General features: G+C 58.3%; 27 protein-coding genes. 8 read left to right on the top strand and 19 right to left on the bottom strand.

Features of this window, described 5'->3' with window-relative positions; all coding sequences use genetic code 11:
- Window position 1 precedes the first annotated feature (1 nt).
- The 3 genes from AC07ED_RS01775 to AC07ED_RS01765 form a co-directional block, all read right to left on the bottom strand.
- Window positions 2-367 carry a hypothetical protein gene (locus tag AC07ED_RS01775; RefSeq protein WP_158664493.1) on the bottom strand — a complete coding sequence of 122 codons (366 nt, stop codon included), beginning with the start codon at window positions 365-367 and terminating at the stop codon, window positions 2-4.
- Window positions 357-947: an RNA polymerase sigma factor gene (locus tag AC07ED_RS01770; protein ID WP_105234701.1), complete on the bottom strand. Its 591-nt coding sequence runs from the start codon at window positions 945-947 to the stop codon at window positions 357-359. Before AC07ED_RS01770 ends, AC07ED_RS01775 begins: the two co-directional genes overlap by 11 nt.
- An 83-nt stretch (window positions 948-1,030) precedes the next feature.
- The gene (locus AC07ED_RS01765; RefSeq protein ID WP_105234700.1) at window positions 1,031-1,573 is read right to left on the bottom strand and encodes an EF-hand domain-containing protein; all 543 of its coding nucleotides are present in this window, start codon (window positions 1,571-1,573) and stop codon (window positions 1,031-1,033) included.
- A gap of 201 nt (window positions 1,574-1,774) precedes the next feature.
- Here AC07ED_RS01765 and AC07ED_RS01760 point away from each other — a divergent pair, with 201 nt between their 5' ends.
- Both AC07ED_RS01760 and AC07ED_RS01755 read left to right on the top strand, forming a co-directional pair.
- On the top strand, window positions 1,775-2,164 hold the full coding sequence (locus AC07ED_RS01760) for a DUF983 domain-containing protein (RefSeq protein WP_105234699.1): 390 nt from the start codon (window positions 1,775-1,777) through the stop codon (window positions 2,162-2,164).
- Window positions 2,165-2,181: 17 nt separating this feature from the next.
- A complete protein-coding gene (locus AC07ED_RS01755; RefSeq protein ID WP_245918127.1) occupies window positions 2,182-2,868 on the top strand; it encodes an NUDIX hydrolase in 687 nt (228 codons plus the stop codon).
- Here the strand turns inward: AC07ED_RS01755 and AC07ED_RS01750 are convergent.
- From AC07ED_RS01750 to AC07ED_RS01740, 3 genes are all read right to left on the bottom strand, one after another.
- Entirely contained in the window at window positions 2,862-3,344 is a 483-nt protein-coding gene (locus tag AC07ED_RS01750; RefSeq protein WP_105234697.1) for a lipocalin/fatty acid-binding family protein, read from the bottom strand. The genes AC07ED_RS01755 and AC07ED_RS01750 overlap by 7 nt on opposite strands.
- Entirely contained in the window at window positions 3,344-4,378 is a 1,035-nt protein-coding gene (locus tag AC07ED_RS01745; protein ID WP_105234696.1) for an aldo/keto reductase, read from the bottom strand. Before AC07ED_RS01745 ends, AC07ED_RS01750 begins: the two co-directional genes overlap by 1 nt.
- Window positions 4,379-4,518: 140 nt before the next feature.
- On the bottom strand, window positions 4,519-4,977 hold the full coding sequence (locus AC07ED_RS01740) for an outer membrane beta-barrel protein (protein WP_105234695.1): 459 nt from the start codon (window positions 4,975-4,977) through the stop codon (window positions 4,519-4,521).
- Window positions 4,978-5,114: 137 nt separating this feature from the next.
- Here AC07ED_RS01740 and metG point away from each other — a divergent pair, with 137 nt between their 5' ends.
- Complete coding sequence (metG, locus tag AC07ED_RS01735; RefSeq protein ID WP_105234694.1) at window positions 5,115-6,827, top strand: methionine--tRNA ligase; 1,713 nt, start codon at window positions 5,115-5,117, stop codon at window positions 6,825-6,827.
- A 28-nt stretch (window positions 6,828-6,855) separates the two neighbouring features.
- On the opposite strand, the gene ruvB is transcribed toward metG, so the two are convergent.
- From ruvB to ruvC, 3 genes are read right to left on the bottom strand one after another with little or no spacing between them, the layout of a single operon-like run.
- Window positions 6,856-7,872, bottom strand: a complete 1,017-nt coding sequence (ruvB, locus tag AC07ED_RS01730; protein ID WP_105234693.1) for a Holliday junction branch migration DNA helicase RuvB — start codon at window positions 7,870-7,872, stop codon at window positions 6,856-6,858.
- A 3-nt stretch (window positions 7,873-7,875) separates the two neighbouring features.
- A complete protein-coding gene (gene ruvA / locus AC07ED_RS01725) occupies window positions 7,876-8,529 on the bottom strand; it encodes a Holliday junction branch migration protein RuvA (protein WP_105234692.1) in 654 nt (217 codons plus the stop codon).
- Entirely contained in the window at window positions 8,526-9,035 is a 510-nt protein-coding gene (gene ruvC / locus AC07ED_RS01720) for a crossover junction endodeoxyribonuclease RuvC (protein ID WP_067546184.1), read from the bottom strand. The genes ruvA and ruvC overlap by 4 nt, the downstream gene beginning before the upstream one ends.
- A gap of 317 nt (window positions 9,036-9,352) precedes the next feature.
- Here ruvC and AC07ED_RS01715 point away from each other — a divergent pair, with 317 nt between their 5' ends.
- Window positions 9,353-9,562: a DUF1127 domain-containing protein gene (locus AC07ED_RS01715; protein ID WP_105234691.1), complete on the top strand. Its 210-nt coding sequence runs from the start codon at window positions 9,353-9,355 to the stop codon at window positions 9,560-9,562.
- Window positions 9,563-9,645: 83 nt separating this feature from the next.
- On the opposite strand, the gene AC07ED_RS01710 is transcribed toward AC07ED_RS01715, so the two are convergent.
- From AC07ED_RS01710 to AC07ED_RS01700, 3 genes are all read right to left on the bottom strand, one after another.
- The gene (locus tag AC07ED_RS01710) at window positions 9,646-10,011 is read right to left on the bottom strand and encodes a hypothetical protein (protein ID WP_105234690.1); all 366 of its coding nucleotides are present in this window, start codon (window positions 10,009-10,011) and stop codon (window positions 9,646-9,648) included.
- Between the two features lie 109 nt (window positions 10,012-10,120).
- Window positions 10,121-10,999 carry a 50S ribosomal protein L11 methyltransferase gene (locus AC07ED_RS01705; protein WP_105234689.1) on the bottom strand — a complete coding sequence of 293 codons (879 nt, stop codon included), beginning with the start codon at window positions 10,997-10,999 and terminating at the stop codon, window positions 10,121-10,123.
- A gap of 12 nt (window positions 11,000-11,011) precedes the next feature.
- A complete protein-coding gene (locus AC07ED_RS01700) occupies window positions 11,012-12,244 on the bottom strand; it encodes an MFS transporter (protein ID WP_105234688.1) in 1,233 nt (410 codons plus the stop codon).
- Window positions 12,245-12,388: 144 nt separating this feature from the next.
- On the opposite strand from AC07ED_RS01700, the gene AC07ED_RS01695 reads away from it, so the two are divergent.
- Entirely contained in the window at window positions 12,389-13,456 is a 1,068-nt protein-coding gene (locus AC07ED_RS01695; protein WP_105234687.1) for a YeeE/YedE family protein, read from the top strand.
- Here the strand turns inward: AC07ED_RS01695 and AC07ED_RS01690 are convergent.
- A complete protein-coding gene (locus AC07ED_RS01690; protein WP_105234686.1) occupies window positions 13,453-13,863 on the bottom strand; it encodes a group III truncated hemoglobin in 411 nt (136 codons plus the stop codon). The genes AC07ED_RS01695 and AC07ED_RS01690 overlap by 4 nt on opposite strands.
- A 316-nt stretch (window positions 13,864-14,179) precedes the next feature.
- Here AC07ED_RS01690 and ileS point away from each other — a divergent pair, with 316 nt between their 5' ends.
- Both ileS and AC07ED_RS01680 read left to right on the top strand, forming a co-directional pair.
- Complete coding sequence (ileS, locus tag AC07ED_RS01685) at window positions 14,180-17,077, top strand: isoleucine--tRNA ligase (protein WP_105234685.1); 2,898 nt, start codon at window positions 14,180-14,182, stop codon at window positions 17,075-17,077.
- 45 nt (window positions 17,078-17,122) lie between these two features.
- Entirely contained in the window at window positions 17,123-17,539 is a 417-nt protein-coding gene (locus AC07ED_RS01680; RefSeq protein ID WP_105234684.1) for a GNAT family N-acetyltransferase, read from the top strand.
- Here AC07ED_RS01680 and AC07ED_RS01675 read toward each other — a convergent pair.
- From AC07ED_RS01675 to fsa, 4 genes are all read right to left on the bottom strand, one after another.
- Window positions 17,536-18,234 carry a CDP-alcohol phosphatidyltransferase family protein gene (locus tag AC07ED_RS01675; protein ID WP_105234683.1) on the bottom strand — a complete coding sequence of 233 codons (699 nt, stop codon included), beginning with the start codon at window positions 18,232-18,234 and terminating at the stop codon, window positions 17,536-17,538. The genes AC07ED_RS01680 and AC07ED_RS01675 overlap by 4 nt on opposite strands.
- Window positions 18,235-18,273: 39 nt before the next feature.
- Window positions 18,274-19,206 (bottom strand): tyrosine recombinase XerC, encoded by a 933-nt coding sequence (locus AC07ED_RS01670; protein ID WP_105234682.1) that lies wholly within the window; start codon window positions 19,204-19,206, stop codon window positions 18,274-18,276.
- A complete protein-coding gene (locus AC07ED_RS01665; RefSeq protein ID WP_105234681.1) occupies window positions 19,203-19,910 on the bottom strand; it encodes a DUF484 family protein in 708 nt (235 codons plus the stop codon). The genes AC07ED_RS01670 and AC07ED_RS01665 overlap by 4 nt, the downstream gene beginning before the upstream one ends.
- 198 nt (window positions 19,911-20,108) lie before the next feature.
- Window positions 20,109-20,762 (bottom strand): fructose-6-phosphate aldolase, encoded by a 654-nt coding sequence (gene fsa, locus AC07ED_RS01660; protein WP_067546217.1) that lies wholly within the window; start codon window positions 20,760-20,762, stop codon window positions 20,109-20,111.
- Between the two features lie 91 nt (window positions 20,763-20,853).
- Here fsa and AC07ED_RS01655 point away from each other — a divergent pair, with 91 nt between their 5' ends.
- Window positions 20,854-23,043, top strand: coding sequence for a primosomal protein N' (locus AC07ED_RS01655; RefSeq protein ID WP_105234680.1), 2,190 nt, complete (start codon window positions 20,854-20,856; stop codon window positions 23,041-23,043).
- Here AC07ED_RS01655 and AC07ED_RS01650 read toward each other — a convergent pair.
- Window positions 23,037-24,035 carry a YcjF family protein gene (locus AC07ED_RS01650; RefSeq protein ID WP_105234679.1) on the bottom strand — a complete coding sequence of 333 codons (999 nt, stop codon included), beginning with the start codon at window positions 24,033-24,035 and terminating at the stop codon, window positions 23,037-23,039. The two genes, AC07ED_RS01655 and AC07ED_RS01650, sit on opposite strands and share 7 nt — an antisense overlap.
- Window positions 24,032-25,447, bottom strand: a complete 1,416-nt coding sequence (locus AC07ED_RS01645) for a YcjX family GTP-binding protein (RefSeq protein WP_105236318.1) — start codon at window positions 25,445-25,447, stop codon at window positions 24,032-24,034. The genes AC07ED_RS01650 and AC07ED_RS01645 overlap by 4 nt, the downstream gene beginning before the upstream one ends.
- Between the last annotated feature and the right edge of the window lie 63 nt (window positions 25,448-25,510).

Genomic DNA, 25,510 nt, shown 5'->3' with positions numbered 1-25,510 from the left:
GTTAACCCTCCAATCCGAGAATATCTTCGGAGGCGAATAGCGATACATCGACACTATCGGCCCAAATTACATCTGTCACAGAGCTAAGGCTCGCAGGCGGGGAAATCCCGATCCACAAGCCCGCCGCAGCCGCCGCCGCCAGACCAGAGGCTCCAGCCCATCCGCCCAGCGCGGTCCACAGCGAAGCCACGAGCGAACGGCGCTCCTCTGTCGGCAAAATGACCTGTTCAAACCCATCGGCCACGTCGTCAATGTCGGCAAAGAGACGCGCCATGAAATCATTGTGCGGATCGGGGTCAGTCGTCCGCGCAGAGGCGAACAGATCATCGAGTTCAAGATCGGTCAGGTCAGTCCGTTTATCGGTCATCATCAAACCCCAATTCCGCTTTGCGCCCAGCGAGGATCGCTGCAAGGGCGCGTTTTCCACGAGACGTCAGGCTCTCTACGGCCTCAACGCTTATTTCCATGATCTCGGCAATCTCAGGATTACCAAGCCCTTCGAGGTGACGCAAAGCCACCGCTTGCGCCTGTCGGTCAGGCAAGGACGCCAAGGCATCCGTCAGCGCCTTTTGGCGCGCATCATTTTGCATTCGATCCGTGACGCTGGGCGTCGGGTCCTCGGGTTCTGCGATCTGATCAATCCCGACATTGCGTTTGCGCCGCCGCAGTCTGTCAGTGCAAAGGTTTGCCACAACACGGTAGAGCCAAGTGGACACCTGCGCCTCACCCTGCCGCCACTCTGGTGCGATTTTCCACAACCGCATAAGCGCGTCTTGGACCACGTCTTCGGCCTCGGCACGGTCGGTCAACATGCGGTAGGCCTGCCCCAAGGCACGGGGCGTCAATCGGATCGCCAACAGGCGTGCCGCCGCGCGGTCACCATTGGCGAAAGCCACCAAGAGCGCTCCGTCTGGCGCGCCATCATATTGATCAAAGGCCATATCCATTAACCGTCAAGGGTATCTGGTCTTTTCGAGTGCTGCAATCAGTGGCCCACCTGTTTGGCAGGCCACCGAAGCTATTATAGCGATTAGTGGCTTTGGCGACCAAAGAACCCACCGCGCTCGTGATCACCGTGGCCTTCGCCACCACGCTGCATCCGCTGACCCATCTGGGCCTGCGCGGTTTGGAATTCTTCGGCCGTCACTGTGCCATCCGCATCCGCGTCGAGACGTGCGAACATCATCGCCAGACCCTGACCGCTGTTCGGCTGAAGCTCTTCAGCAGACAAAACGCCGTCACCATCTGTGTCACGCTCTGCGATCATCATCTGGGCGCGGTTTGCTGCCATCTGCTCCATCTGGGCGGTGACCATTGCGGCAACCTCAACTTGGCTCAGGGTGCCCGAACCATCGGTATCCGCTTCTGCAAACTTCGCGGCTGGCATCGCTTGCAGTTCTTCCAAGGTCAGAACGCCGTCACCGTCGGTATCAAGCGATGCAAAATCCATCGGCGCCTGCATCATACGGCCACCCATTCGACCGGCATCGTCGCCGCGACCAAAGCCAGCAGCCGAAACAGAGGTAGCAGCAAGACCAGCAACAACTGCCGCAATGATAAGTTTGGTTTTCATTTTTGTATTCCTTTTCGAGGTTTCTCCCCAAGGCCCTCAACTGCCTGGGTTGACCTTAATACGGGGCAGCTTTGACTTTCCGTCGCAGATTTTTTCGGCACGCCTCAGAGGCCTTTGCGACATCGGGCCGCAAGGACCGATTGCCCTCTTTATTTTTTACGACGAAAGGATCAGGAAGGGGTCTACGCCAAGGAGAGCTGCATGACTCAACACGTCGAAGCCATCATCGAAGAACGCGACACCAAGACGGCGGTGCTGCGTGGTTTACGTCGCAAGTGTCCCTCTTGTGGCGAAGGACATATGTTTGTGGGCTACCTCAAGGTTGCCGACCAATGCCCTGTCTGCCGTGAAGAGCTTTCGCATCACCGCGCTGACGATGGCCCCGCCTATCTGACCATCCTGATCGTTGGTCACCTGATGGGTATCTTGATGCATGTGATCTTTATTCAATTCCGCCCCGAACCTCTGGTCATGGCAACTGGATTTACGGTTGGCTGTGTGGCGCTGTCGCTCTATCTTCTTCCGAGGTTCAAGGGCTTCATTGTTGCGATGCAATGGGCGAAACGCATGCATGGGTTCGGCAACGCCTGATCCCGAAAGGGAACACGATGGACAAATCCGCACTCCGCAACGCTGCAACAATCATCGTAATCCGTGATCGTTTGACCAATCCCGCTGTCCTTATGGGCCAGCGCGGATCTTCTGCGGCGTTCATGCCAGACAAGTTCGTTTTCCCCGGTGGCGCGATTGATCCGAACGATGGGCTGGTGCCGATGGCTGCGGATTTGTCAGAGCCAACACAATCCCGCCTGAACGAAGACAGCGACCTCACCGCCACCACGATCATCGCCGCAGCCATCCGCGAATTGTGGGAGGAAACAGGACAGATCATCGGGACAAAGGGCGACTGGCCTGACGCGCCGCAAGGCTGGCGTGGCTTTGCCGCTGCGGGCTATCTACCTGACCCGTCTGGTCTAGAGTTCGTCTTCCGCGCCGTCACGCCCGAAGGTCGCCCTCGTCGCTTTGACGCGCGGTTCTTGCTCGTCGATGCCGAGCGGCTCGCCACGGACCCCGACGATTTCTCTGGGGCTGAGGACGAATTACGCCACCTGCAATGGGTGCCGCTGGATCAAGCGCGCAGCTTTGATCTGCCGTTCATCACAGAGGTCGTTTTGGCCGAGATTGCAAAGAACCTGCATAACGCGGGCGCGCCCGCCCTCGTTCCTTTTTTCCGCAACGATGATGAGGCCCATCTGGTCACGCGACTGGGCGGGAAATCCCCGTTCGATCAGTAACGCAGCAGATAGTCCGTCTTATATCCGTTGAAGTCGAGCATCGTGACCGCAGCGCGATAGCGATCCGCGCTGATCGTGTCCCGCGCAAGGATCGCGCCCATTGATCCGTCAGGTGTGCCTATGACGGCGGCTTGACCATCTTCGGCCAGCCAGAGCACCCACATCGGATCGGCATCCACTGTATAACGCCCCTGCCCCAGATACCGCGCAGGGCCACCCGCATAGGCATTCCCGCCCGAACAGCCCGTGAGGATCATAGAACGGTCAACGGAAAGAACAGGGTCACAATCGGGGGTATCGGCATTGGGAAACCCAGCAACGACACGCCAGTTCCCTTCAAACGAAGCGGGATCAAACACCGCCCGCGAGGCAATCGGAACATTGCGGTCCCGATAGCTGGTGATGGTTTCTGGCCCTGCCTTTGCACAGGCAGTCAGGCTCGCACAGAGGACGGACAGGGCCAGAAGGGATTTCATCAGTAGGGCATCGGGTGCTGGCGGTGAACCGCGTCGATCTCTTTCATCACCTCATCCGAGAGCGATACCTGATCGCCCGCGAGAAGATGCGCCAACTGCTCTGCCGTCGTCGCACCAAAGATGGCCGAGATCGGGAACGGACGGCGGCGTTGCCATGCCATCGCTATATGCACTGGATCGATACCATGTTTGGCCGCCAGATCGAGGTAGGCTTGGGTCGCGGCAAAGGCACGGTCGGTCTTGCGTCCACCCAGATCACCGTTGAGCGACAGACGCGACCCTTCGGGCACAGCGCCGTTCTGGTATTTGCCTGTGAGCAGACCCGCAGCCAACGGCGAATAGGACAACAGCGTGATGTCTTCGTGCACGGAAAGTTCCGCCATATCGGTGTCATAGAGGCGACACAAAAGCGAATATTCGTTCTGCATCGTCGCCATCCGCGGCAAGCCATGTTTTTCAGCCAAGGCCAGCCACTTCATCGTGCCCCAAGCGGATTCATTCGACAGACCAATCGCCCGCATTTTGCCAGCTTTCATCGCACGATCCGCCGCTTCGAGCGTTTCGATCATGTTAGCTTCGACCTTTGCGGTATCCTGTTTAGATGGATCAAAGCCCCAGTTCTGACGGAAGTGGTAGCTACCACGGTTCGGCCAATGCAATTGATAGAGGTCGATGTAATCCGTCTGCAGGCGCGACAGCGTTACATCGAGCGCCTCTTCGAACGATTTTCCATTATACCCACCGGGGCGGAACCCACTGTCACCGCAAATCTTAGAGGCAACGACAACTTCGCTACGACGACCTGTCGCCGCAAACCAATTGCCCAGCACCTTTTCGGAATCGCCCATCGTCTCTTTCAAGACGGGGTTCACTGGATACATCTCAGCAACGTCAAAGAAATTGATACCCGCCTCAAGCGCCATATCCATCTGTCGAAACGCGTCGTCTTGGTCTGTTTGGCGGCTATAGGTCATCGTGCCGAGGCACCAATCAGAAACTTCGATACCCGTCCGGCCGAGCTGCAGCATATTCATATGGTTAATCCCGCGTAGAAAATTGTTAGCGCAACCCTAACCGTCCCGCCCGTCGGCGCAACCCCTCAGGCGAGGTGATGACTCTGCGTTAGTGCACAGAAAAAGGGCGCCCTGTTCGGCGCCCTTTGGATCGGTTTGGATTAAAATGCGTAGGTCGTGCCGACGTGGATGTTGGTCACATCAGACTGACCGCTGTCCATCATGTCGCGGATCACTTCGACGCGCAGATCGGTCTTTGCGCCAATCTCGTAGTCGAGGCCGAGGCCAAAGTTTAGGCCATCCGCGCTGCCGCCACTGTCGAGGTCATAGTTGGTGTAGCCCAGACCACCCATCAGAGCGATCACGCCCGTGTCGTGACGCGCCATCGCACGCAGACGCAGCGCACCGTAGTCGCCGTCATTGGTCAGGCTGTAGTCGACTTCGGGGCCGAACGTGACCGCGCCAGCGCCGAAACGCATACCGCCCAGAACGGTGATACCGAGGCTCGCGTCGCCCGAATGGGGGTTCGCATAATCAAAGGCGCCGCCAGCATAAATGTCTTGTGCCGAAGCAAATGCACCTGCGCAGCAGAGGGCTGCAGAAAGGAGGAGGGTTTTCATTGGGTTGTTCCCGATTTTAATGAACTGCTCTGACGCGAATAATACGCTAACCTTAGATCATAAGGAAGAGTCCTTAGGCGCTGGCGTCCCGCACGATGCCCCGCTAAAAGGCGGATAACCGCGCATAGGATAGAACAATGGCAAGACACCTGATCACCTCGGCAATTCCCTATATTAACGGGATCAAACACCTTGGAAACCTTGTGGGTTCGCAGCTCCCCGCTGACCTCTTTGCCCGCTACCAGCGTGGTCGCGGTAACGAAGTGTTGTTCCTGTGCTCGACCGATGAACACGGCACCCCTGCGGAACTCGCAGCTGCCAAGGCTGGCAAGCCCGTGGCCGAGTATTGCGCAGAGATGCACGAGGTTCAGGCCCGCATCGCCGAAGGGTTCCGCCTGTCATTCGATCACTTTGGTCGGTCGTCGAGCGAACAGAACCACGCGCTGACCCAGCATTTCGCTGCGAAACTGGCGGAAAACGATCTGATCCGCGAAGTGTCCGAGACACAGATGTATAGCCACGCCGATGGCCGCTACCTGCCCGACCGCTATATCGAAGGCACCTGCCCGAACTGCGGTTTCGACAGTGCACGCGGCGATCAGTGTGACAACTGCACAAAACAGCTCGACCCTGTGGATCTGATCAACCCGCATTCGACCATCTCTGGCTCGACCGATTTGGAAATGCGCGAAACCAAACACCTCTATCTGCGCCAGACCGCGATGAAGGATCAGTTGGACGCGTGGATCGACAGCAAAAAAGACTGGCCCGTTCTCACGACCTCGATCGCGAAAAAATGGCTGCATGACGGCGACGGCCTTCAGGACCGCGGCATCACGCGCGACCTCGACTGGGGTGTTCCCGTGAAGAAGGGCGGCGAAGATTGGCCGGGCATGGAAGGCAAAGTCTTCTACGTTTGGTTCGACGCGCCCATTGAATACATCGCCTGTTCGCAGGAATGGGTCGACGCGGGCAAAGGCGCGGATTGGGAACGCTGGTGGCGCACCGACAAAGGCGCAGAGGACGTGACCTACACCCAGTTCATGGGCAAGGATAACGTGCCCTTCCACACCCTTTCGTTCCCGTCGACCATCCTTGGCTCGGGCGAACCGTGGAAGCTGGTCGATTACATCAAATCGTTCAACTACCTGAACTACGACGGCGGCCAGTTCTCGACCTCGCGCGGTCGTGGCGTGTTCATGGATCAGGCGCTGGAAATCCTACCTGCGGACTACTGGCGTTGGTGGCTCTTGTCGCACGCCCCTGAATCGTCGGACTCTGAATTCACGTGGGAGAACTTCCAACAATCGGTGAACAAAGACCTCGCCGATGTTCTGGGCAACTTTGTCAGCCGTATCACCAAATTCTGCCGTTCCAAATTCGGCGAAGAAGTCCCTGCTGGCGGCGAATTTGGCGAAAAAGAAGCGGCAGTTATTGAGGCTTTGACCGATCGCCTCAAAGCCTATGAGGGCTTTATGGACGCGATCGAGGTCCGCAAAGCGGCGGGTGAGCTGCGTGCGATCTGGGTGATCGGCAACGAATACCTGCAAGACGCGGCCCCGTGGTCGACCTTTAAGGAAGACCCAGAAACCGCTGCCGCGCAGGTTCGGTTCGGTCTAAACCTGATCCGTTTCTACGCGATCCTGTCCGCACCGTTCATCCCTGATGCCTCTGATGCGATGCTCGCTGCGATGAAATCCGACGACAGCGCATGGCCTGACGATGTGGCCGCAGCGCTGAACGCCCTGCCCGCTGGTCACGGTTTTGCCGTTCCCGAAAACCTCTTCCGCAAAATCACGGATGAGGAACGCGAAGAGTGGCAAGAACGCTTTGCTGGCGTCCGCACCTAATAGAAAGCCCGCCAAACGGCGGGCTTTTTTAATCGAACATGTCGTGTTGGCTGCGTGGGGCTTCTAGCCCCAGATGCCGCCACGCGCTCTGCGTGAGCATCCGTCCGCGCGGGGTCCGTTGAATGAGGCCCTGCTGTAAGAGGTAAGGCTCGATCACCTCCTCCAGTGCATCACGGCTTTCAGACAGAGCGGCAGAGAGGGTTTCGATACCGACAGGCCCGCCACCATAGCTTTCAGCCATCAGGCGCATATACCGACGGTCTGCGCCATCAAGGCCAAGCGTATCCACCCCAAGACGGTTCAGCGCACGATCCGCAATTTGACGGGTGACACGACCATTCCCTTCGACCACGGCGAAATCGACGACACGGCGCAACAAACGCCCCGCAATACGCGGCGTTCCGCGAGCGCGTTTCGCAATCTCATGCGCGCCGTCATCATCCGCAGGCGCACCCAACAGTCGCGCCCCACGGGTGACGATCTGGTGCAGCTCTTCAACGTTATAGAACTGCAACCGCGTCGGGATACCGAAACGGTCGCGCAGCGGGGTGGTCAACAGCCCTAAACGGGTCGTCGCCCCAACGAGCGTAAACGGCTGGAGTTCGATCCGAACAGTTCGCGCCGCTGGCCCCTCACCAATGACGAGGTCCAGTTCATAGTCCTCCATCGCGGGATAAAGCACTTCTTCGACCGCAGGGTTCATGCGGTGGATTTCGTCGATAAACAGAACGTCCCGCGCCTCAAGGTTGGTGAGGATCGCCGCCAGATCCCCCGCCTTGGCCAAGACAGGGCCAGAGGTCATGCGGAAGTTCACGCCCAACTCACGTGCCATGATCTGCGCGAGCGTCGTTTTACCCAGCCCCGGAGGGCCGTGGAACAATGTGTGGTCCATCGCCTCGCCCCGCATTTTCGCGGACTCGATAAACACACGCAGGTTCGCCCGCGCATCGGCCTGACCGATAAATTCATCTAGCCCCTGCGGACGCAGCGCGCGGTCGTTGTCAGAGGGTTTGCGATCCGGCGTCAGTTCTTCGGTGCGGTCCATCGGTTAGCCTTTCGGGGCTAGGAGTTTCAGCGCCGCACGGATGAGCTGGCTGGTATCGAAGTCGGGCGTGTCATTCAGCGCCTGCGCCACGGCGCCCGCCGCGTCAGAGGGCGAATACCCGAGGTTCTGCAAGGCCGATAGCGCCTCTGGCTGGGCACTCGACACCTTGGGCGGGGCGGCGCGGGGTTTCGGCGCGGGTTCAGCCTCGATCACGTCATCCGAAACGGTGGCCTCTGTGCCCGTCATTGCCATCACGCTCGGCGCTTTGCCTTTGAGTTCCAGAATGGCCTTTTGTGCGGTCTTTGGGCCAACACCCTTGGCGCGGGCAATCGCGGACCAATCTTCTAGCGCGATTGCGCGGCTCACCCCTTCGGGGCCGAGCGTACCGAGGATCGCCAGCGACGCCTTCGGCCCGATGCCTTGAACCCCCGTCAGTAAACGATGCCATTCCTTTTCCACCAAGGTCGAAAAGCCGAACAACTGCATCAAATCTTCACGGACGAGCAGATCGGTATAAAGGGCCACCGCCTGACCAATCGGAGGGATCGTCGCCATCACGCGGTCGGAACAATAGACGATATAGCCAACACCGCGCACGTCGATCAGAACATGATCCAGACCTTTGTAGTCCACGATCCCCGAAATCTTTCCAATCATACGCCAGCCTTTGCGATAGCGCGGGACAAATGGCCCGCTGATTGACAATGATGTGCATGACAAATGGCAATCGCCAAGGCGTCCGCCGCATCCGCGCCCGCGATTTTTACGCCGGGCAATTGCAGCCGCACCATATGATCGATCTGTTTTTTATCCGCGTGCCCGACCCCGACCACCGCTTTTTTCACCGCGTTGGGCAGATATTCCCCAACGCGCAGCCCAGCCTGAGCAGGAACCAAAAGCGCGATCCCCCGCGCCTGCCCCAGTTTCAAGGTGGCAACCGCGTCTTTGTTCACAAAGGTCTGTTCGACCGCTGCGGCATCAGGCTGATAGGTCGCGAAAACCTCGGTCAGTTGGGAATAGAGCGACAACAGGCGGTCCGACAGGTCCGCAGCGCCATCCGATTTACAGACCCCATTGGCGACATGCGAAAGACGCGAGCCAGAGACATCAATGATTCCCCACCCCATGTTTCGCAGCCCCGGATCGATGCCGATGACGCGCATGCCTGTTCCTTTTTGTATGCTCTTTCGGTCACAAGTAGCACAAAAAGAGAACAAACGCCAAGTCGCAATATTAAGCAGATTTTCATGCCGCACCTGCGAAGGGCGCAAAAACGACCCTAAAAACGACACTTCAAATTTCGGTCGCGACGAAATTAGGAGCTTAAAAACAAGGCCGTTTGTCTAAAAATAAGGCATTCCAAAAACGCATAAGAACTATGCAAAACCGACTATAGCTTTTGAATTTTTCCGCAACTACATGGCGATCATCAAGACAACATCGCTGCACTGCGGCAACCCGACCCATGAAGGACAAAGCTATGGCTATGGTTGACACCACCACCGCGTACACACCGCGTCTGGCCTATCAGGCCGTTTCGTTCGTCTACAACGTGATCACCAGCATTCAGCTCTGGAACGAATCTCGCAAGACCGTGAGCGTTCTGGAGAAACTGACCGATCGTGAATTGAATGACATCGGTCTGAACCGCGGCGACATCTACAACTTCGCTCGCACTGGGTCGTTCTAATCCGCCCCAACTAGACGCGCCATTGACGATACGACAAAGGCCACCCGAGAGGTGGCCTTTTGCGTTTCCTAGAGCTGCAACGATTATCGCATCATCAACACGTTGGTGACCCCACGATCAATTTGGGCCGCCAATGTGCGGCTGACCACGTCTGCCTGCATGACCCACGCACCAGCACGGTCGAGCATCGTTCCAGCACGCATTGCATCAATGCGTTGATTATAAGCCAACTCACCGATGTAAAGCAGAACGATGACCTTGAACGCGATCAGCGCGACGACCATCGTGAACAGCCCTTTGAGCGGGATGCGGGGCGCACGGCGTCGGGCACGCGCAACGATCAGCCCGTCATTTTGGACCACATGGTCGACGCCATTGGCCATACGAACCTGATAGGTCCGCTCTAATTGTTTTAGACGTGCATCGAACGTCGCTTTGCTATCAGCCATAGGATTACCTCCGGCACGGCCCCCACCGCACAAAAACACCTAATATTTCGATAAAATTAGCTGCTAATTTCGTCCAATTTAGGGCCGTTCGAGCATTGATTTGGAAACATTACTCGAAAATCAGGGTCAATGTTGTCCAATCGCCGATGGATTCGCGGTTATTCAACCCAAATCCCTGCGCTTGATAGGCTGCCAGCACGGAATCGGCCTGTTCATTCAGAATACCCGACAGGATCGACACGGTGCCCGTTTTCGAATGGCGGGCCATGTCTGGGGCAATCGCGATCAGCGGCCCCTTGAGGATGTTCGCAAAGATCAGATCGTAAGGTGCCGCCGCGCCAATCTCGGGCGCGTCAAAGCCTGCGGCTTCAATACACAGAACGCTGCCCGACATGCCATTGGCGGACAAGTTGGCTTCGGCAACCTCGACAGCGACGGCATCAATGTCGGATGCCAGAACAACCGTGTCAGGCCACAGACGTGCCGCACCCATCGCCAGAACAGCGGTGCCACAGCCCACGTCGATGGTGCGTGCAGGTGCGTAGCCTTCGTCGGCCAAACGGTCCAAGGCGCGTAGGCATCCCAAGGTCGTGCCATGGTGCCCCGTGCCAAATGCCATCGCTGCTTCGATCAGCAGCGCAATACGATCCTCTGGGACCTTATCCGCATCATGGCTGCCGTAGACAAAGAAACGACCTGCCTCAACGGGAGCCAATTCGCGTTTCACATGGGCGACCCAGTCGATCTGCGGCACTTCGGAAATCACAAAGTCCTTTGCGCCATGCATCGTCGACAACAGCGCCAGCCCTGCCCGATCTGGTTCTTCGACGAAATAGACCGCGACTTCGAAGAGGCCCGAACCATCCTCGATCTCAAAGCTGCCAACGCCTGTCGGTTCTGGCCACAGGTTTTCGCAATCGGCGGCAAGCGCCTCTGCCTGTTCGAGGGAGGGGACAACAGCGATGGCGGAATAGGTGAGGTCAGTCATGTTCGTATCGTCTTATTCAGCAGGAGCGGCGACGGGCCGCGTGAAAACAGTCTCATGCCCAGCCATAGGATGACGCGGGATAAGAAGCGATAGGCAAAGCGAAACAAACGCCATGCAGGCCGCAAGGATGAAAACGGCGAAAGGAGAATAGAGCCACAAAAGCCCCAAGAGCACAGGCAGGAACACAGCCGCGATATGGTTGATCGTGAAGGCTACAGCGGCGGTCGGTGCAATATCGGCAGGATCGGCGATCTTTTGGAAATAGGTTTTCAGCGCGAGCGCGAGGCCAAAGAAGATATGATCCACAACGTAAAGCGCCGCAGCAACAGCAACGCCCCAACCGAACCAATAGACGCCGCCATAGGCCAAGAACACGCAGATCAGGCCAACATATTCAAAGGCCAAAGCACGGCGTTCGCCCCAGAGGTGGACGACCTTACCCAGCACGGGCGCGATCAGCATGTTGGCGATCAAGGTCACGAGGTAGAGGCTTGTGACCTCATGCACCTCAAACCCGAACCGTTCGACCATCATGAAGCCCGCAAAGACGACAAAGATCTGCCGACGGGCACCCGCCATGAATTGCAACGCATAATAAAGGCCATACCGACGGCGCAGGATGAATTTCTTGATCTGGGGGTTTGGGGCTTCGAACTGTGGGAAGGCAACGATGCAGTAGATCGCGACCAGCGCAGTAAAGCCGCCCGACATGAGGTAGACCGTGTTGAACGACAGATCAAAGCTCTTCCAAGTCATGACGACCAGTACATAGGCCACCAAGGTTGCCGCCGATCCCGCAGACATCAACCAGCCTAGCGTTTGCGGGGCCTTGGACTTGTCGATCCACTGGAGCTGGAGCGATTGATTCACGGTCTCGAAATAGTGGAACCCGATGGAGCTGAACGTGGTGATCATCAGGATGCCACCCAAGGTCGGGAACCATGCCGTCATCGCCGTCGACACCCCCAAGAGCAACAGCGCCGAAAGGCCCAGCACCTGTTCGCGCATCACCATCAGGATCAAAATCACGCCGATAGCCAGAAACCCTGGGATTTCGCGTACGGTGTGCAAGAGGCCGATGTCGTCGCCTTGGAAGTTGGCGACCTCGACGACGAAGTTGTTCAACAGCGCCGACCAGATCGAAAACGCAACGGGCATCCCCATCGCCATCAGGAACAATAACGCAATCGGGCGTCGCCAAAGGGGCAACTGGTCTGCGTCATTCAGAGGGAAAATGCGTTTCATACCCGCCCGATACGCCTTTTTATGGGGTATGGCGAGTGATTTTACCGCCCCGCCCTGTCTGATCTGGGTCAAAGATTTCGTATTTCAGAGTCCAGTATTCAGACATTCATATGTATAAAGAGGCGTCGCAGCGGGGAGGCTGATATGGATTTTCTGTCCATCGTCGAAACTTTGGGTGAAGGCCGTACGGCTCTGTTGATGGGGGTCATCACGGGCATCACCTTTGGCGTGGCCGCACAACGGTCGCGGTTTTGCCTCCGCGCTGCGACGGTAGAATTTGCCCGCCGCCAGATGGGGGACAAGGTCGCGGTCTGGCTGCTGACCTTCTCAACGGCTGTCGTCTGGGTGCAAGCGGCAGGCCTCTTGGGCTACATCGATATTCCCGAGGCACGCATCATGGCCATCCCCGGAAGCTGGTCAGGCGCAATTGTCGGCGGTCTGATGTTCGGCGTCGGTATGATCATGGCGCGGGGATGTTCGGGACGTTTGCTGGTTTTGGCCGCAACGGGGAACCTGCGCAGTTTGGTGTCGGGCATGGTCTTTGCCGTGGTGGCGCAGATGACGATGGGCGGCTGGCTCAAGGCACCGCGTGATTGGATTGCCTCGCAATGGATCACCTCAGGCGGACGCAATGTGGACCTTTTATCCGCGCTGCACCTGGCAGAATGGGGCGGTTTGGCCTTTGGCCTGATGCTTGCCGTACTCGCGCTGATCATCGCCCGCAAGAACCGCATCGGGGCAAGCCGCCTGATCTTTGGTGCGGGCGTAGGCTTTGCCGTGGCGCTGGGCTGGGCGCTGACAACTGCGCTGAGCCGCGTGGCCTTTGACCCCTACCCGATCGAAAGCGCCACGTTCACAGGCCCATCGGCTAATACGCTGATGTTCCTTCTCGATAGTGGAAACGCCGTTCTGGAATTCCCTGTGGGCCTCGTTCCGGGCGTCTTTATCGGAGCGTTCGTCGCCTCTGTCCTCACCAAAGAGTTCAAATTCCAAGGTTTTGAATCAGAGGCGAATATGCGGCGGTCCCTCACTGGGGCGGCACTCATGGGATTTGGCGGGATGCTCGCAGGGGGCTGCGCTATTGGCGCAGGCGTGACGGGGGGATCCATCTTTGCAGGCACCGCGTGGCTCGCACTGACCGCATTTTGGATCGGCGGTATGATTACCGACTTCCTACTTGATCAGCGCATCGCGCGCGTGTCAGAGCTTTAACCAACGAGACTCGGTGGGTTCACCGTATTGCGGTGACGTTCCTCAACGCCGATCCGCAATCCGCGCCCGATGCGATGGGCAAGTTCCGACCACGCCGCAGCCTGAAGCGCATTCAGGTGACGCCGCAGAACCGAGTCGAACAGACCGAGCCACACGTCGAAATGTTGCGGACGCACGTCGCCCGCATGCATGTGCGCACGCATCGGATTGCCATCGTAGACCTTGTCGAAAAAGATCACGTTGCGCCAAAAATTGACGATCTTGGCCTCATGGGCCGTCCAGTCCGTCACGTGCTTGTTAAAGATCGGTCCCAATCCGGGATGGGTCCGCACGACGGCGTAGAATTCGTGAACTACCAACTCGACCTCCTGCTCAGAGATCGGGAAACGGGGCGACAGTAACGACATGGCCCGTCCTTTCGACGTCGGAAACCCCCAATCGGTGATCAGTCCCAACGCACAACCGACCACATGGTTAAGTCTAGCAAAGCCACTCTGAGCCTTCATTGACAAAGAACAAGATGCGGCAATTTTAGTCAGGTGGCCACATAGACTTTACGCCAATTCCCGCCCGTCCTATAAGCCGCCCATGAAGGCACGTAACCCGATCATTATTCGAATTACGAACCCGGCTCTCTGAAACCAGAGCGGCCGGGCTAAGGTGTCTGAGACTTCGCACCGATCCTACCCATCCTGACCGAATTTTCGTGAAAAGGACGCCACCATGTGCGCCGACACACCTGACTACAAAGACACCCTGAACCTGCCAGAAACTGAATTCCCGATGCGTGCTGGCCTGCCGCAGCGCGAGCCTGAATGGCTTGCCCGTTGGGCTGAGATCGGCATCTACGATCGCCTTCGTGAAAAATCTGACCGCACGCCGTTCATCCTGCACGATGGCCCTCCCTATGCGAACGGCCACCTGCACATCGGTCACGCGCTGAACAAGATCCTCAAGGACTTTATCGTGCGTTCGCAGCAGATGCTGGGCAAAGACGCACGTTACGTTCCGGGTTGGGATTGTCACGGCCTGCCGATCGAATGGAAGATCGAAGAAAAATATCGCGCTGAGGGCAAGAACAAAGACGAAGTGAACGTTGTCGACTTCCGTCAGGAATGCCGCAAGTTCGCCGAAGGCTGGATCGACATCCAGCGTGAAGAGTTCAAACGTCTGGGCATCACCGGCAACTGGGCTGATCCCTATCTGACGATGAACTTCCACGCGGAACGCGTTATCGCCGAAGAATTCATGAAGCTCCTGATGAACGGCACGCTCTATCAGGGCTCTAAACCTGTGATGTGGTCGCCTGTTGAAAAAACCGCGCTGGCAGAGGCTGAGGTCGAATACCACGACCACACCAGCCATCAGGTTTGGGTGCGGTTTAAGCCTGTCGTGGGTGGCGAAAAGGTATCGAGCGACGACTTTACAGTCGTGATTTGGACCACCACCCCGTGGACCATCCCGCAGAACCGCGCTGTCGCTTATGGCCCAACCATCGAATACGGCCTCTATAAAGTGACCGAAGTTCACGAACACTCTGCCGCAACCGTCGGCGAGGTTGTTCTGCTTGCCAATTCGCTGGCCGAGTCGGTGATGCAGGGCGTTCGCATCACTGCGTTCGAAAAGGTTGGCGATGTCGCTGCTGATGCTCTCGAAGGCATGATCCTCGCGCACCCGTATCGTGGTGTTGAGGACGGCAACGGCGAATGGGACTATGACGTTCCGATGCTGCCGGGCGATCACGTGACCGAAGAGGCTGGTACGGGCTTTGTTCACACCGCGCCGTCGCACGGTGACGACGACTATCAGCTCGGCCTGAAATTCGGCCTGCCGATGACCTACAACGTGACCGAGGATTCCTCTTACCGCGCTGACCTGCCGATCTTTGCAGGCATGCATGTGATCCTGCCCGATGGCAAAGAGGGTCCCGCAAACGTCGCGAACATCAAACAGATGGCCTATACGGGTGCGCTGTTTGGTAAGGCCAAGATGAAGCACTCCTACCCGCACTCGTGGCGGTCTAAGGCGCCTGTCATCTATCGCAACACACCGCAGTGGTTCGCAGCCATTGATAAGGACGTGAACGATGGTCAGGACACCTATGGCAAAACCATCCGCGAACGTGCGCTGACCTCGATCGACCAGCTGGTGAAATGGACCCCACAAACGGGCCGTAACCGCCTCTATTCGATGATCGAAGCGCGTCCTGACTGGGTTCTCTCGCGTCAACGCGCGTGGGGCGTTCCGCTGACCTGCTTTGTGAAAAAAGACACCCTGCCGACCGCAGATGATTTCCTCCTGCGCAACGCGGCGATCAACGCCCGTATCGCTGAGGAGTTCGAGGTGGGTGGCGCCGACGTTTGGTATGTCGACGGCTTCAAAGAGCGCGTGTTCGGCAACGATGCGAACCCTGACGACTACGAACAGGTCTTTGACGTGCTCGACGTTTGGTTCGACTCCGGTTCGACCCACGCATTCGTCCTGCGTGACCGCGAAGACGGCACCGCAGACGGCATTGCGGACCTATACCTCGAAGGCACTGACCAACACCGCGGTTGGTTCCATTCATCCATGCTTCAGGCCTGCGGCACCAAAGGTCGCGCCCCCTATAAGGGCGTTCTGACCCACGGCTTTACGCTGGATGAAAAGGGCATGAAGATGTCCAAATCCATCGGCAACACGGTCGCGCCAGAAGACGTTTGCAACGAATACGGCGCAGACATCCTGCGTCTTTGGGTGGCACAGTCCGACTACACCGCTGACCTGCGCATCGGCGATAAAATCATCAAGGGCGTGGCCGACAGCTACCGTCGTCTGCGCAACACCATGCGCTTTATGCTGGGGTCGCTCAACGACTTCACCGAAGCCGACCGTGTTGATCCGAAAGACATGCCAGAACTGGAACGCTGGGTTCTGCATCGTCTGGCTGAGTTGGATGAAGTCGTTCGCAAGGGCTATGCCGAGTACGATTTCCAAGGCGTATTCCAAGCGCTCTTTAACTTTGCGACAGTGGACCTGTCGGCCTACTACTTCGACATCCGAAAGGACGCGCTCTACTGTGATGGCGATACCCTGAACCGCCGCGCCTCGCGCACGGTTCTCGACATCCTGTTCAACCGTCTGACCACCTGGCTGGCCCCGATCCTCGTCTTCACGATGGAAGAGGTCTGGCTTGAACGTCACAAAGAGGACGGCGCGTCGGTGCATCTGGTCGATATCCCAGATACACCCGCAGAGTGGAAAGACGAAGCCTTGGCCGCGAAATGGGCTGGCATCCGCAAGGTGCGCCGCGTCGTGACCGCTGCACTGGAAATCCAGCGCCGCGATAAGGTCATCGGTGCAAGCCTTGAGGCCGCGCCTGTCGTCCACGTTGACGACAAGGACGTGCTTGAGGCGCTGAAAACCGTTGCGTTTGACGACCTCTGCATCACCTCTGGCGTTATGCTCACAAACGACCCTGCCCCTGCTGAGGCCTTCCGCATGGGCGAAGTTGAGGGCGTGGCCGTCGTCTTTGAAAAGGCGGACGGTGAGAAATGCGAACGCTGCTGGAAAATCCTTCCAGACGTTGGCACCCACAGCCACGCGGGTGTCTGCGGACGCTGTGACGCGGCACTGGGTTGATAGATCGGGGCGCCTTCGGGCGCCCTTTTCACAACGGGGAACCATATGATCACGATCGTCACCACAGCCGCAGACCGTCAGGCCTGCTATGACATTCGCACCACCGTCTTCGTGGGTGAACAGAACGTGCCACCAGAACTAGAGTTGGATGATCTAGAGGACCAATGCACCCACTTCCTCGCGCGTCTGGATGGGGTCCCGATGGCGACCGCACGCCTGCTTGATCGTGGGTACGCCAAGGTGCAGCGCGTTGCAGTGATGAAAGAGGCGCGTGGAACGGGCTTGGGCAAACGAGTGATGGAGGTCCTGCTCGATCACGCCCGCGACAAAGGCTTCACCGAAGCCCGCCTTGATGCACAGGTCAGCGCCATTCCGTTTTATGAAAAGCTGGGCTTTACCGCTGAGGGGCCAGAGTTTGACGATGCAGGCATCCCGCACCGCCTTATGACAAAACCGCTTTAACCGTCTTTGCCGTAAACGACCTGCTGCATGGCGCCTGCTGCGATCAGGTAAACCGAGGTGATCACCAACCCGTAATGCGCCCAGCTTTCGGGATGGAAATCGACCCAAGCGGCCCATCCTGCAAACCCTGTCCATGCCAGTGCCATCGGCAGCGTCACCAGCCGCCAACGCGCCGTGCGCGTCGGGTGAACGAATTTGATCGGCAAGAACATCGCGATCGACAGCACGACGACGAGGCCGAGGATCACCCAATAATCAGGGCGGATCGCAAAGACGACCAGCACCAGCATGTTCCAGCACCCTGGGAAACCAGAGAACGAATAGTCCTTTGTTTTCATGCGGGTGTCCGCGAAATACAGCGCCGAAGTGAATGTGATCACCATGATCGCCACCCAGCCCGTCCACCCCGGTAACATCTCTGGATGCTTGAACAGCGCGTAGGCGGGCACAAAGACGTAGGTCAGGTAATCGATGATCAGGTCCAACAGCACGCCGTCATAGATCGGGCTATTGGTTTTGACATCGTATTTCCGCGCCAACGGCCCATCGATCCCATCCACAAAGAACGCGACGACCAGCCATAGGAACATCAAGCTCCAATTGCCATCGACGGCAGCGAGCATCGCGAGCATCGCAAAAACTGCGCCAGTTGCGGTGAGAAGGTGAACGCCGAGGGCTTTGTGTGAAAGTGTCATTCGGGCTAAATGACCGAAAGCAACCTTAGGGGCAAGGGTTCAGTCGCGCGATCCCGCACCTGCGCGGGGGTGCGCTGATCGATAGACTTCCATCAGGCGGGCGGTATCGACAGCCGTATACATCTGCGTGGTGTTGAGCGAAGCGTGACCCAATAATTCCTGAATGGCCCGCAAGTCCCCGCCCGCGTTCAACAAATGCGTGGCAAAGGAATGGCGCAGCGCATGCGGGGTTGCCGTGGCAGGCAGGCCCAGCTGCATTCGCGCCTGCGCCATCACCTTTTGGATCATCACGGGCGACAGTTGCCCGCCGCGCACGCCCCGAAACAGCGGCGTGTCAGGGTCGATCTGATGCGGGCAGTCCCGCACATAGGCAGCCACCGCATCACGGGCGGCGTCGATCACGGGCACGATACGCTCCTTTCCGCCCTTGCCGACGATCCGCAGAACACTGGGCAAAGGATAGTCGCGGCCCTTGAGGCCCAACGCCTCTGATATCCGCAGACCACAGCCATAGAGCAACGTCACGACCGCCGCATCTCGGGCTGCGACCCAAGGTTCGCGGGCTTGCAGTTCCACCGTGTCGATCATCGCTTTGGCAGCGTCTTCGGCCAGTGGGCGGGGTAGCTTTTTCTGGAATTTCGGGGCTCGGGTCATGAGGACCGCTGAGGGGTCGAACCCGTCCCGCTCTGCCATCCATTTTACGAATGATTTGACCGCCGAAAGCATCCGCGCGAGCGACCGCGCCGCGACACCACGACCGCGTTCATGCGCCATCCATGACCGCATGTCCGAAATGGTTAGCCGCGACAGCGCCGCCGTTCCCTGCTGATCACCATGGTGGTTTTGCAAGAACCCAAGAAACGCGAGAACGTCAGTCTGATAGGCCTTAATCGTGTTTTCGGCCACACCATCCACCGCCCGCGCATGGTCAAGCCAACGGGCAAGCGCATCAGTAAGTGCGGGAGAGATCACTCAAGCCAGCGCCGCATGGCGCGTTCAAAGACAGAGCCAAAGAACCCAAGGAGGTCCGTGCCCTGCTGCGGTGAAAACTGATGTGGGTCCTCTGCCCCCATCGCCAACATCCCCGGCAAACGCCCCGGACCAAAGTCGAGACGCAGACAAGCCTCGGACCGAATGTAGTCCGCTTTGTCACCGTAGAGGCTGTTTTCCTCTGGCTGCACCTGACGCAAAAGCACCTGACGCAGCGGGGCATTACGGCCCTTGGTCATGTAGTCCGCGATAAATCCTGGCTTCACCACTGAGAGAACATCGCCAAGGCTACGCACGGCGTCATCCGCCTGCTCTGCCCCACTTTCGAGAACCAGACGCATGGAATCGACGCGCAGAATTTCCGCAACTTCGGTGCCGAGGTCCTGAAGGAAGGCATCGAACTTCACGGGTTCCATCATGCGCAACACGGCGCGATGAATTTGATTGGTGCCCGCGAGGTTTTCATAAGCGGCGGCGATCACGCTGCGATGGGTGTCCTCTAGACGGTCCAGACGCGCCTCAAGCCGAGCCATCGCAATGCCGCGCAAATCGACGATATTGCCGCCCATCGCCTGTTCGTTTGCAGAGACGAGCGCACGCATTAGATCAGTATCTTCGAGAACGACCTCAGGATCGGAGAGAATAAAATCCCGCACTTTCGGATCGATTTCCGGATTACCGCTCATCACTGACCTCATACTGCTTTGCGCGAACCCTAACAGGTTTTTGCGAGAGGTTGTGTAAAAAATCGCCCCACCGCGCAAGTCAGCAGAAAACTGTGACCGCGGATTGTGCAGGTTTTGCCACAGGTTAGCGGCATCACTTAACGCAAATAGGGGCAGCCGATAAGGCCGCCCCTAGATGTAGATTGGATAAGGTGAAGATTAGAGAATCTTCTGGCCTGTCTTTGCCCAGTCAGCTTCGAACTGTGCGAGACCTTTGTCGGTCAGAACGTGGTTCGCCATCGCTTTGATCACAGCCGGCGGAGCGGTCATCACGTCAGCGCCGATTTTCGCACATTCAGACACGTGGTTCGCGGTGCGCACAGACGCAGCGAGGATCTGCGTTTCATAGCCGTAGTTGTCGTAAACGGTGCGGATGTCTTCGATCAGCTGCAGGCCGTCGAGGTTGATATCGTCGAGACGACCGATGAACGGCGAGATAAAGGTCGCGCCAGCTTTTGCAGCCAGAATCGCTTGGTTCACCGAGAAGCAGAGCGTCACGTTAACCATGATCCCACGCGAGGACAGTTCTTTACAAACGCGCAGACCAGCCCAAGTCAGCGGAACCTTAACCGCGATGTTGTCTGCGATTTTCGCCAGTTTCTCGCCTTCGGCCAGCATGGTCTCAAAGTCCATGGATACAGCTTCAGCCGATACAGGACCGTCAACCAGTTCAGCGATTTCCTTCGTCACTTCGAGGATATCACGGCCCGATTTCAGGATCAGGGACGGGTTGGTGGTCACGCCATCAACCATACCGAGGTCGTTAAGTTCGCGGATTGCATCCACGTCAGCGGTATCTACAAAAAATTTCATGGGATTTGCCTCACAGGGTGGGTTGGCCTTTGTCGGGTCAGCGTTTACCTCAGGTAGGGTAAAACCGAAACCCTGAAATGAGTGCGCTTACGTGAGAGAATTCTACGCAGAAGGAGAGCTGGTAGCTGTGCTGACCGCGCAGCCCCTCGACCGTCTGCTGGACTACAAAGCACCCGAGGGGGGATGTTGGCGCGGTGCATTCGTCGAAGTACCTCTTGGCCCGCGCAAAGTTTTAGGCGTGATCTGGGGTGATGGCATCGGCGGGTTCGACCTGTCCAAAGCGCGTTCCGTCAATCGGGTGCTCGACGTTGCGCCCATGCGCGAAGAGATGCGTCAGTTCCTGACCAAGGTCGGCGCCTACACATTGACCCCCATGTCCGCGATGCTGCGTCTCGCCACCCGTGCACCGGGGTTGGGCGATGCACCCTCCATGCGCAAGGTTTACCGCCTAGGCAGCGTTGCTCCCGACCGCATGACCGACGCCCGCACCCGCGTGTTAGAGGTGCTGCGCGACTATGGCGGCTTGGCCTTTACCCTGTCCGAACTGGCAGAGATGGCAGGCACCTCGTCCTCCGTCATCAAGGGCCTCGTCAAACAAGGCGCGGTCAGCGAAGAGGACAGCCCCCGCGATCTGCCCTACCCTCGGCTCGACCCAGATTACGGGGCCAAAGACCTGAGCGACGACCAAGCCGCCGCCGCCGAAACCCTGCGGGCGAAAATGCGCTCAGGTGCCTATGGCACGACGCTGCTGAAGGGCGTGACAGGATCGGGCAAAACCGAGGTCTACCTTGAAGCCGTGGCCGAAGCGCTCCGCATTGGGCGACAGGCGCTGGTGCTATTGCCAGAGATTGCACTGACCTCTGAATTCATCACGCGCGTTGAGGCTCGGTTCGGGATGAAGCCTGCGGAATGGCATTCGGGCGTCACCATGACCGAACGCCGCCGCTGCTGGAAAATGGTCGGCAATGGCGACGCGCAACTGGTCGTCGGCGCACGGTCCGCGCTTTACCTGCCTTATCGTGACCTCGGCCTGATTGTCGTCGATGAAGAACACGACACGTCCTATAAACAAGACGACGGTGTCCTTTATAACGCCCGTGACATGGCCGTCCTGCGGGCGTCCCTGAACAACGCACAAGTGGTTCTGGCCTCTGCGACACCGAGCCTTGAAAGCTGGGCGAATGTTGAGGCGGGGAAATACGATCGGATCACGCTAACCTCGCGGTTTGGCGACGCGGTGCTGCCCGACATGAAAGCCATCGATATGCGGGCAGAGGATGTCCCCTCTGGCCGTTGGATTTCACCCAGCCTGCGTTCTGCCATCATCGATCGTATGGAAAAGGGCCAACAATCGCTCGTCTTTCTTAACCGCCGTGGATACGCGCCGCTCACCATTTGTCGCACCTGCGGGCATCAGATCGCCTGTGACCATTGCGACGCGCGGATGGTAGAACATCGGTTCCTCAAACGGCTCATGTGCCACCAGTGCGGCGAAACCAAACCCATGCCAGAGGTCTGCCCGAACTGTCAGGCCGAAGGCAAACTGAACCCCGTTGGTCCGGGTGTGGAGCGCATGGCCGAAGAAGTGGCCGAGCTTTTCCCCGACGCGAAAATCGCCGTCCTGTCGTCAGACCTCTTTGGCTCTGCCCGCGCGCTCAAGGAAAAGATCGAAGAGATCGGGCGCGGCGAAACCGATATCATCATCGGTACGCAACTGGTGGCGAAGGGGCACAACTTCCCGCGATTGACGCTTGTGGGCGTGATCGATGCCGATCTAGGTCTACAGGGTGCTGACCTCCGCGCCGCGGAACGGACATTCCAACTGATGCGTCAGGTTGCGGGGCGTGCAGGCCGCGCAGAGACCCCCGGGATTGCCTTGCTGCAAACCTATCAGCCCGAACACCATGTGATCCGCGCGATCCTATCGGGCGACGAAGAAGAATTCTGGAAAGCCGAAGCCGCAGAGCGCAAGGCGGCGGGCGTCCCCCCCTATGGGCGGATGGCTGGCATCGTGATCTCCGGTCCCGACATGCAAGAAGCCTTTGACCTCGGGAATGCCTTGGCGCGGCGGGCGGACCCGCTGACCCGTATCGGGGCGCAAGTCTTTGGCCCTGCACCTGCCCCGATCGCCCGCATCCGTGGCCGTCACCGTGTGCGCTTACTGGTCAAGGCCGACAAAACCGCGCCGCTGCAAAACGCGCTCCAACAATGGGTGGCGCAGGTGCGGGTGCCGAACAACGTCCGCCTGTCGATCGACATCGACCCGCAGAGTTTTTACTGATCCGCCTTCGGACGCCCAAAGAGCCCTGCCAAGGCGCGGCTGACGATTTGCGACACTGTCGGTTTCGACGTCACGCCCCACGGCAGCGGGCGGCACACCTCTAGCGCGGCCACACCGACCCGTGCCGTCAATGCACCGTTGATCACACCCTCACCGAAACGGCGCGACACCTTGGCCAAGGCCCCACCACCAGCAACGGTTCCGATCAGATCATCACCCACCGCAACGGCCCCCGTGGCAACCAGATGCGTCAGCACCGTGCGGGTCAAACGCCAGCTTCCGAAGGTGCCAGAGCGGCCACCGTAAATCTCTGCAATGCGACGGATCATCCGAAGGTTTGCAGTCAAGGCCGTGATCAGATCAGCCAAGGCCAAGGGCACAATCGCGGTAACCGTCGCGACCTGACGCGCTGCGGCTTCGACCTCTGCGCGGGCCCTGTCATCAAGCGGCAACAGGAGCGTTTGCTCTGCCAACTGCAAGAGACCGTCAGCGTCCATCACCTCGGCTTCACGGTCAGAGAGTTGGGCCAAACCCCACTCTAAATCGGCGCGATTTTTGTATAGTTTCTTTATATCTGACAGAACATTACGCGCCAAACCTAAATCATTACTCGCGATAGCCTCTTGGGCCTCTTTGTGGACCTTATCCAACCGTCTGAGCCGCCCAAACGCCGCCAGTTCCCGCAAAGAGATCAGCGCCATGACAGCGACAAAACCCACGACCAAGACGGTGACGATCAACCCCAAAATGGGTGACCGAGCGAGGAGTGCGTTCACGTAATCCCACGCAGCCAAGGACACGACAAAGCCGATCAACGAGACAAGCAGCGACCAGAACCACTTTGCCAGTCGCGAAGGTTTGCGCACCGACAGCGCCGCCAGTTGTTGCATCGCGACGGGGCGCCCAGCGTCGAAGTCATCGACAGGCGGGGCCTCTGCGGGACTGGGCGACGGAGTGTCGAGATCGATCAAAACAGGGCCATTGGTCGTCATAGTCGATCCCCCAACAAAAATTGCGCAACACGGTCCATACGGATGTGTGGCGGACCATCCCCCGGTCGAATGGTGAGCGGTGCAGGCGCGAAATTCATCACGGAATAATCGGCATCCAACCATTTTTCATCGCCCGCACGGGCTGGCGCGAGGAGATGCGCGGGATCCTCAGGCAAGGCACCGGGGTAAAACGCGGCTTGCCGCCCATCCGACAACAACCGTCCGCGCACGACATCAATGGTCGCGCCATCGTGTTGAACGCTGTCCTCGGTCGTCGTGCGTAGAGCGGCAATCGACATTGCATTGGTCTGCGCACCCGCGAAATCCGCCCGATCCTTTGCTTCACGCAATAGGGCCTGCGTGATCGCTGTCAGCTTCGCGTGTTGACTGTGGTGGAGGTGGTCTGCCTTGGTCGCGGCAAAGAGGATTTTATCCACCCGCTTTCCCCCCAAGAGCCGCGTCAGCCACACATTCCGACCCGGTCGAAACGCCGCCAGAATATCGGCCATCGCGGTGCGCAAATCTTCGACCGCGCGGGGGCCATTATGGATCGCACCCAGCACATCAACCAAAACAATTTGTCGATCTATTCTTGCAAAATGATCCTTAAAAAATGGCTTTACGATCTTATTCTTGTAACTTTCGAACCTTCTCTCAAATTCACGGTAAAGAGACCCACGCGGCGCACTGTCGATTTCAGGCAGCGGCGCAAAGGTCAGAACGGGCGATCCTTCCAGATCGCCGGGCAACAAAAATCGCCCCGGCGACAGGTCCGAAAATCCTTCCTCGCGGGCCGCGTTCAGATATGCGGTAAAGCTCGCAGCCAAGGCCCCTGCGGTTGGTTCATCATGCGGCTCTGCGCCCTTTGCCGAGTGGATCACATCGCGCGCGGATTGGGCAACAGATCGCCCCTCCATCCGTGCCAAAGTTTCACGCGACCATTCCGCATAGGATTTCTCAAGAAGCCCAAGGTCGAGCAACCATTCACCGGGGTAATCCACAATATCAATATGAACCGTACGTGGCCCCGTCACCCCCGCGAGGAACCCTGTCGGCTGAACACGCAAGGACAGACGCAATTCGGAAATGCGGCGCGTACCCTCAGGCCAGCTCGGTTGTGGCGCGGTGAGCTTGGCGAGATGATCCTCATACGGGAACCGCGGGATCGTATCGTCGGGCTGTGGCTGAAGATAGGCCGAGCGGATCGCACCGTTTGCCGCAGGCACCAGTTGAGGCATCCGCCCCCGATCCATCAGGTTCGCCACGAGGGAGGTGATAAAGACTGTCTTGCCTGCACGGCTTAATCCTGTGACGCCCAAACGGATCACGGGATCGGAAAATGGGGCCGTTACAGTGTCAGTGACCGTCTCAAGACTACGGGCCAGACCATCGGCAAGTGTTGAAAGGACCAAATCAGTCTCCTGCTCTATTAGGTCATAGATAAGCATTTGGGACCGCTCTGTGTAGGGGCGCTG

Source organism: Aestuarium zhoushanense (assembly GCF_056431045.1).
Note: the sequence above shows the minus strand (reverse complement) of the source record. Positions and strands in the feature narration are given on the sequence as shown.

Bases quoted from the DNA above. Each gene is read 5' to 3' on its own strand.
- AC07ED_RS01775 (WP_158664493.1), bottom strand. From the start codon at position 367: ATGACCGATAAACGGACTGACCTGACCGATCTTGAACTCGATGATCTG.
- AC07ED_RS01770 (WP_105234701.1), bottom strand. From the start codon at position 947: ATGGATATGGCCTTTGATCAATATGATGGCGCGCCAGACGGAGCGCTC.
- AC07ED_RS01765 (WP_105234700.1), bottom strand. From the start codon at position 1,573: ATGAAAACCAAACTTATCATTGCGGCAGTTGTTGCTGGTCTTGCTGCT.
- AC07ED_RS01760 (WP_105234699.1), top strand. From the start codon at position 1,775: ATGACTCAACACGTCGAAGCCATCATCGAAGAACGCGACACCAAGACG.
- AC07ED_RS01755 (WP_245918127.1), top strand. From the start codon at position 2,182: ATGGACAAATCCGCACTCCGCAACGCTGCAACAATCATCGTAATCCGT.
- AC07ED_RS01750 (WP_105234697.1), bottom strand. From the start codon at position 3,344: ATGAAATCCCTTCTGGCCCTGTCCGTCCTCTGTGCGAGCCTGACTGCC.
- AC07ED_RS01745 (WP_105234696.1), bottom strand. From the start codon at position 4,378: ATGAATATGCTGCAGCTCGGCCGGACGGGTATCGAAGTTTCTGATTGG.
- AC07ED_RS01740 (WP_105234695.1), bottom strand. From the start codon at position 4,977: ATGAAAACCCTCCTCCTTTCTGCAGCCCTCTGCTGCGCAGGTGCATTT.
- metG (WP_105234694.1), top strand. From the start codon at position 5,115: ATGGCAAGACACCTGATCACCTCGGCAATTCCCTATATTAACGGGATC.
- ruvB (WP_105234693.1), bottom strand. From the start codon at position 7,872: ATGGACCGCACCGAAGAACTGACGCCGGATCGCAAACCCTCTGACAAC.
- ruvA (WP_105234692.1), bottom strand. From the start codon at position 8,529: ATGATTGGAAAGATTTCGGGGATCGTGGACTACAAAGGTCTGGATCAT.
- ruvC (WP_067546184.1), bottom strand. From the start codon at position 9,035: ATGCGCGTCATCGGCATCGATCCGGGGCTGCGAAACATGGGGTGGGGA.
- AC07ED_RS01715 (WP_105234691.1), top strand. From the start codon at position 9,353: ATGGCTATGGTTGACACCACCACCGCGTACACACCGCGTCTGGCCTAT.
- AC07ED_RS01710 (WP_105234690.1), bottom strand. From the start codon at position 10,011: ATGGCTGATAGCAAAGCGACGTTCGATGCACGTCTAAAACAATTAGAG.
- AC07ED_RS01705 (WP_105234689.1), bottom strand. From the start codon at position 10,999: ATGACTGACCTCACCTATTCCGCCATCGCTGTTGTCCCCTCCCTCGAA.
- AC07ED_RS01700 (WP_105234688.1), bottom strand. From the start codon at position 12,244: ATGAAACGCATTTTCCCTCTGAATGACGCAGACCAGTTGCCCCTTTGG.
- AC07ED_RS01695 (WP_105234687.1), top strand. From the start codon at position 12,389: ATGGATTTTCTGTCCATCGTCGAAACTTTGGGTGAAGGCCGTACGGCT.
- AC07ED_RS01690 (WP_105234686.1), bottom strand. From the start codon at position 13,863: ATGTCGTTACTGTCGCCCCGTTTCCCGATCTCTGAGCAGGAGGTCGAG.
- ileS (WP_105234685.1), top strand. From the start codon at position 14,180: ATGTGCGCCGACACACCTGACTACAAAGACACCCTGAACCTGCCAGAA.
- AC07ED_RS01680 (WP_105234684.1), top strand. From the start codon at position 17,123: ATGATCACGATCGTCACCACAGCCGCAGACCGTCAGGCCTGCTATGAC.
- AC07ED_RS01675 (WP_105234683.1), bottom strand. From the start codon at position 18,234: ATGACACTTTCACACAAAGCCCTCGGCGTTCACCTTCTCACCGCAACT.
- AC07ED_RS01665 (WP_105234681.1), bottom strand. From the start codon at position 19,910: ATGAGCGGTAATCCGGAAATCGATCCGAAAGTGCGGGATTTTATTCTC.
- fsa (WP_067546217.1), bottom strand. From the start codon at position 20,762: ATGAAATTTTTTGTAGATACCGCTGACGTGGATGCAATCCGCGAACTT.
- AC07ED_RS01650 (WP_105234679.1), bottom strand. From the start codon at position 24,035: ATGACGACCAATGGCCCTGTTTTGATCGATCTCGACACTCCGTCGCCC.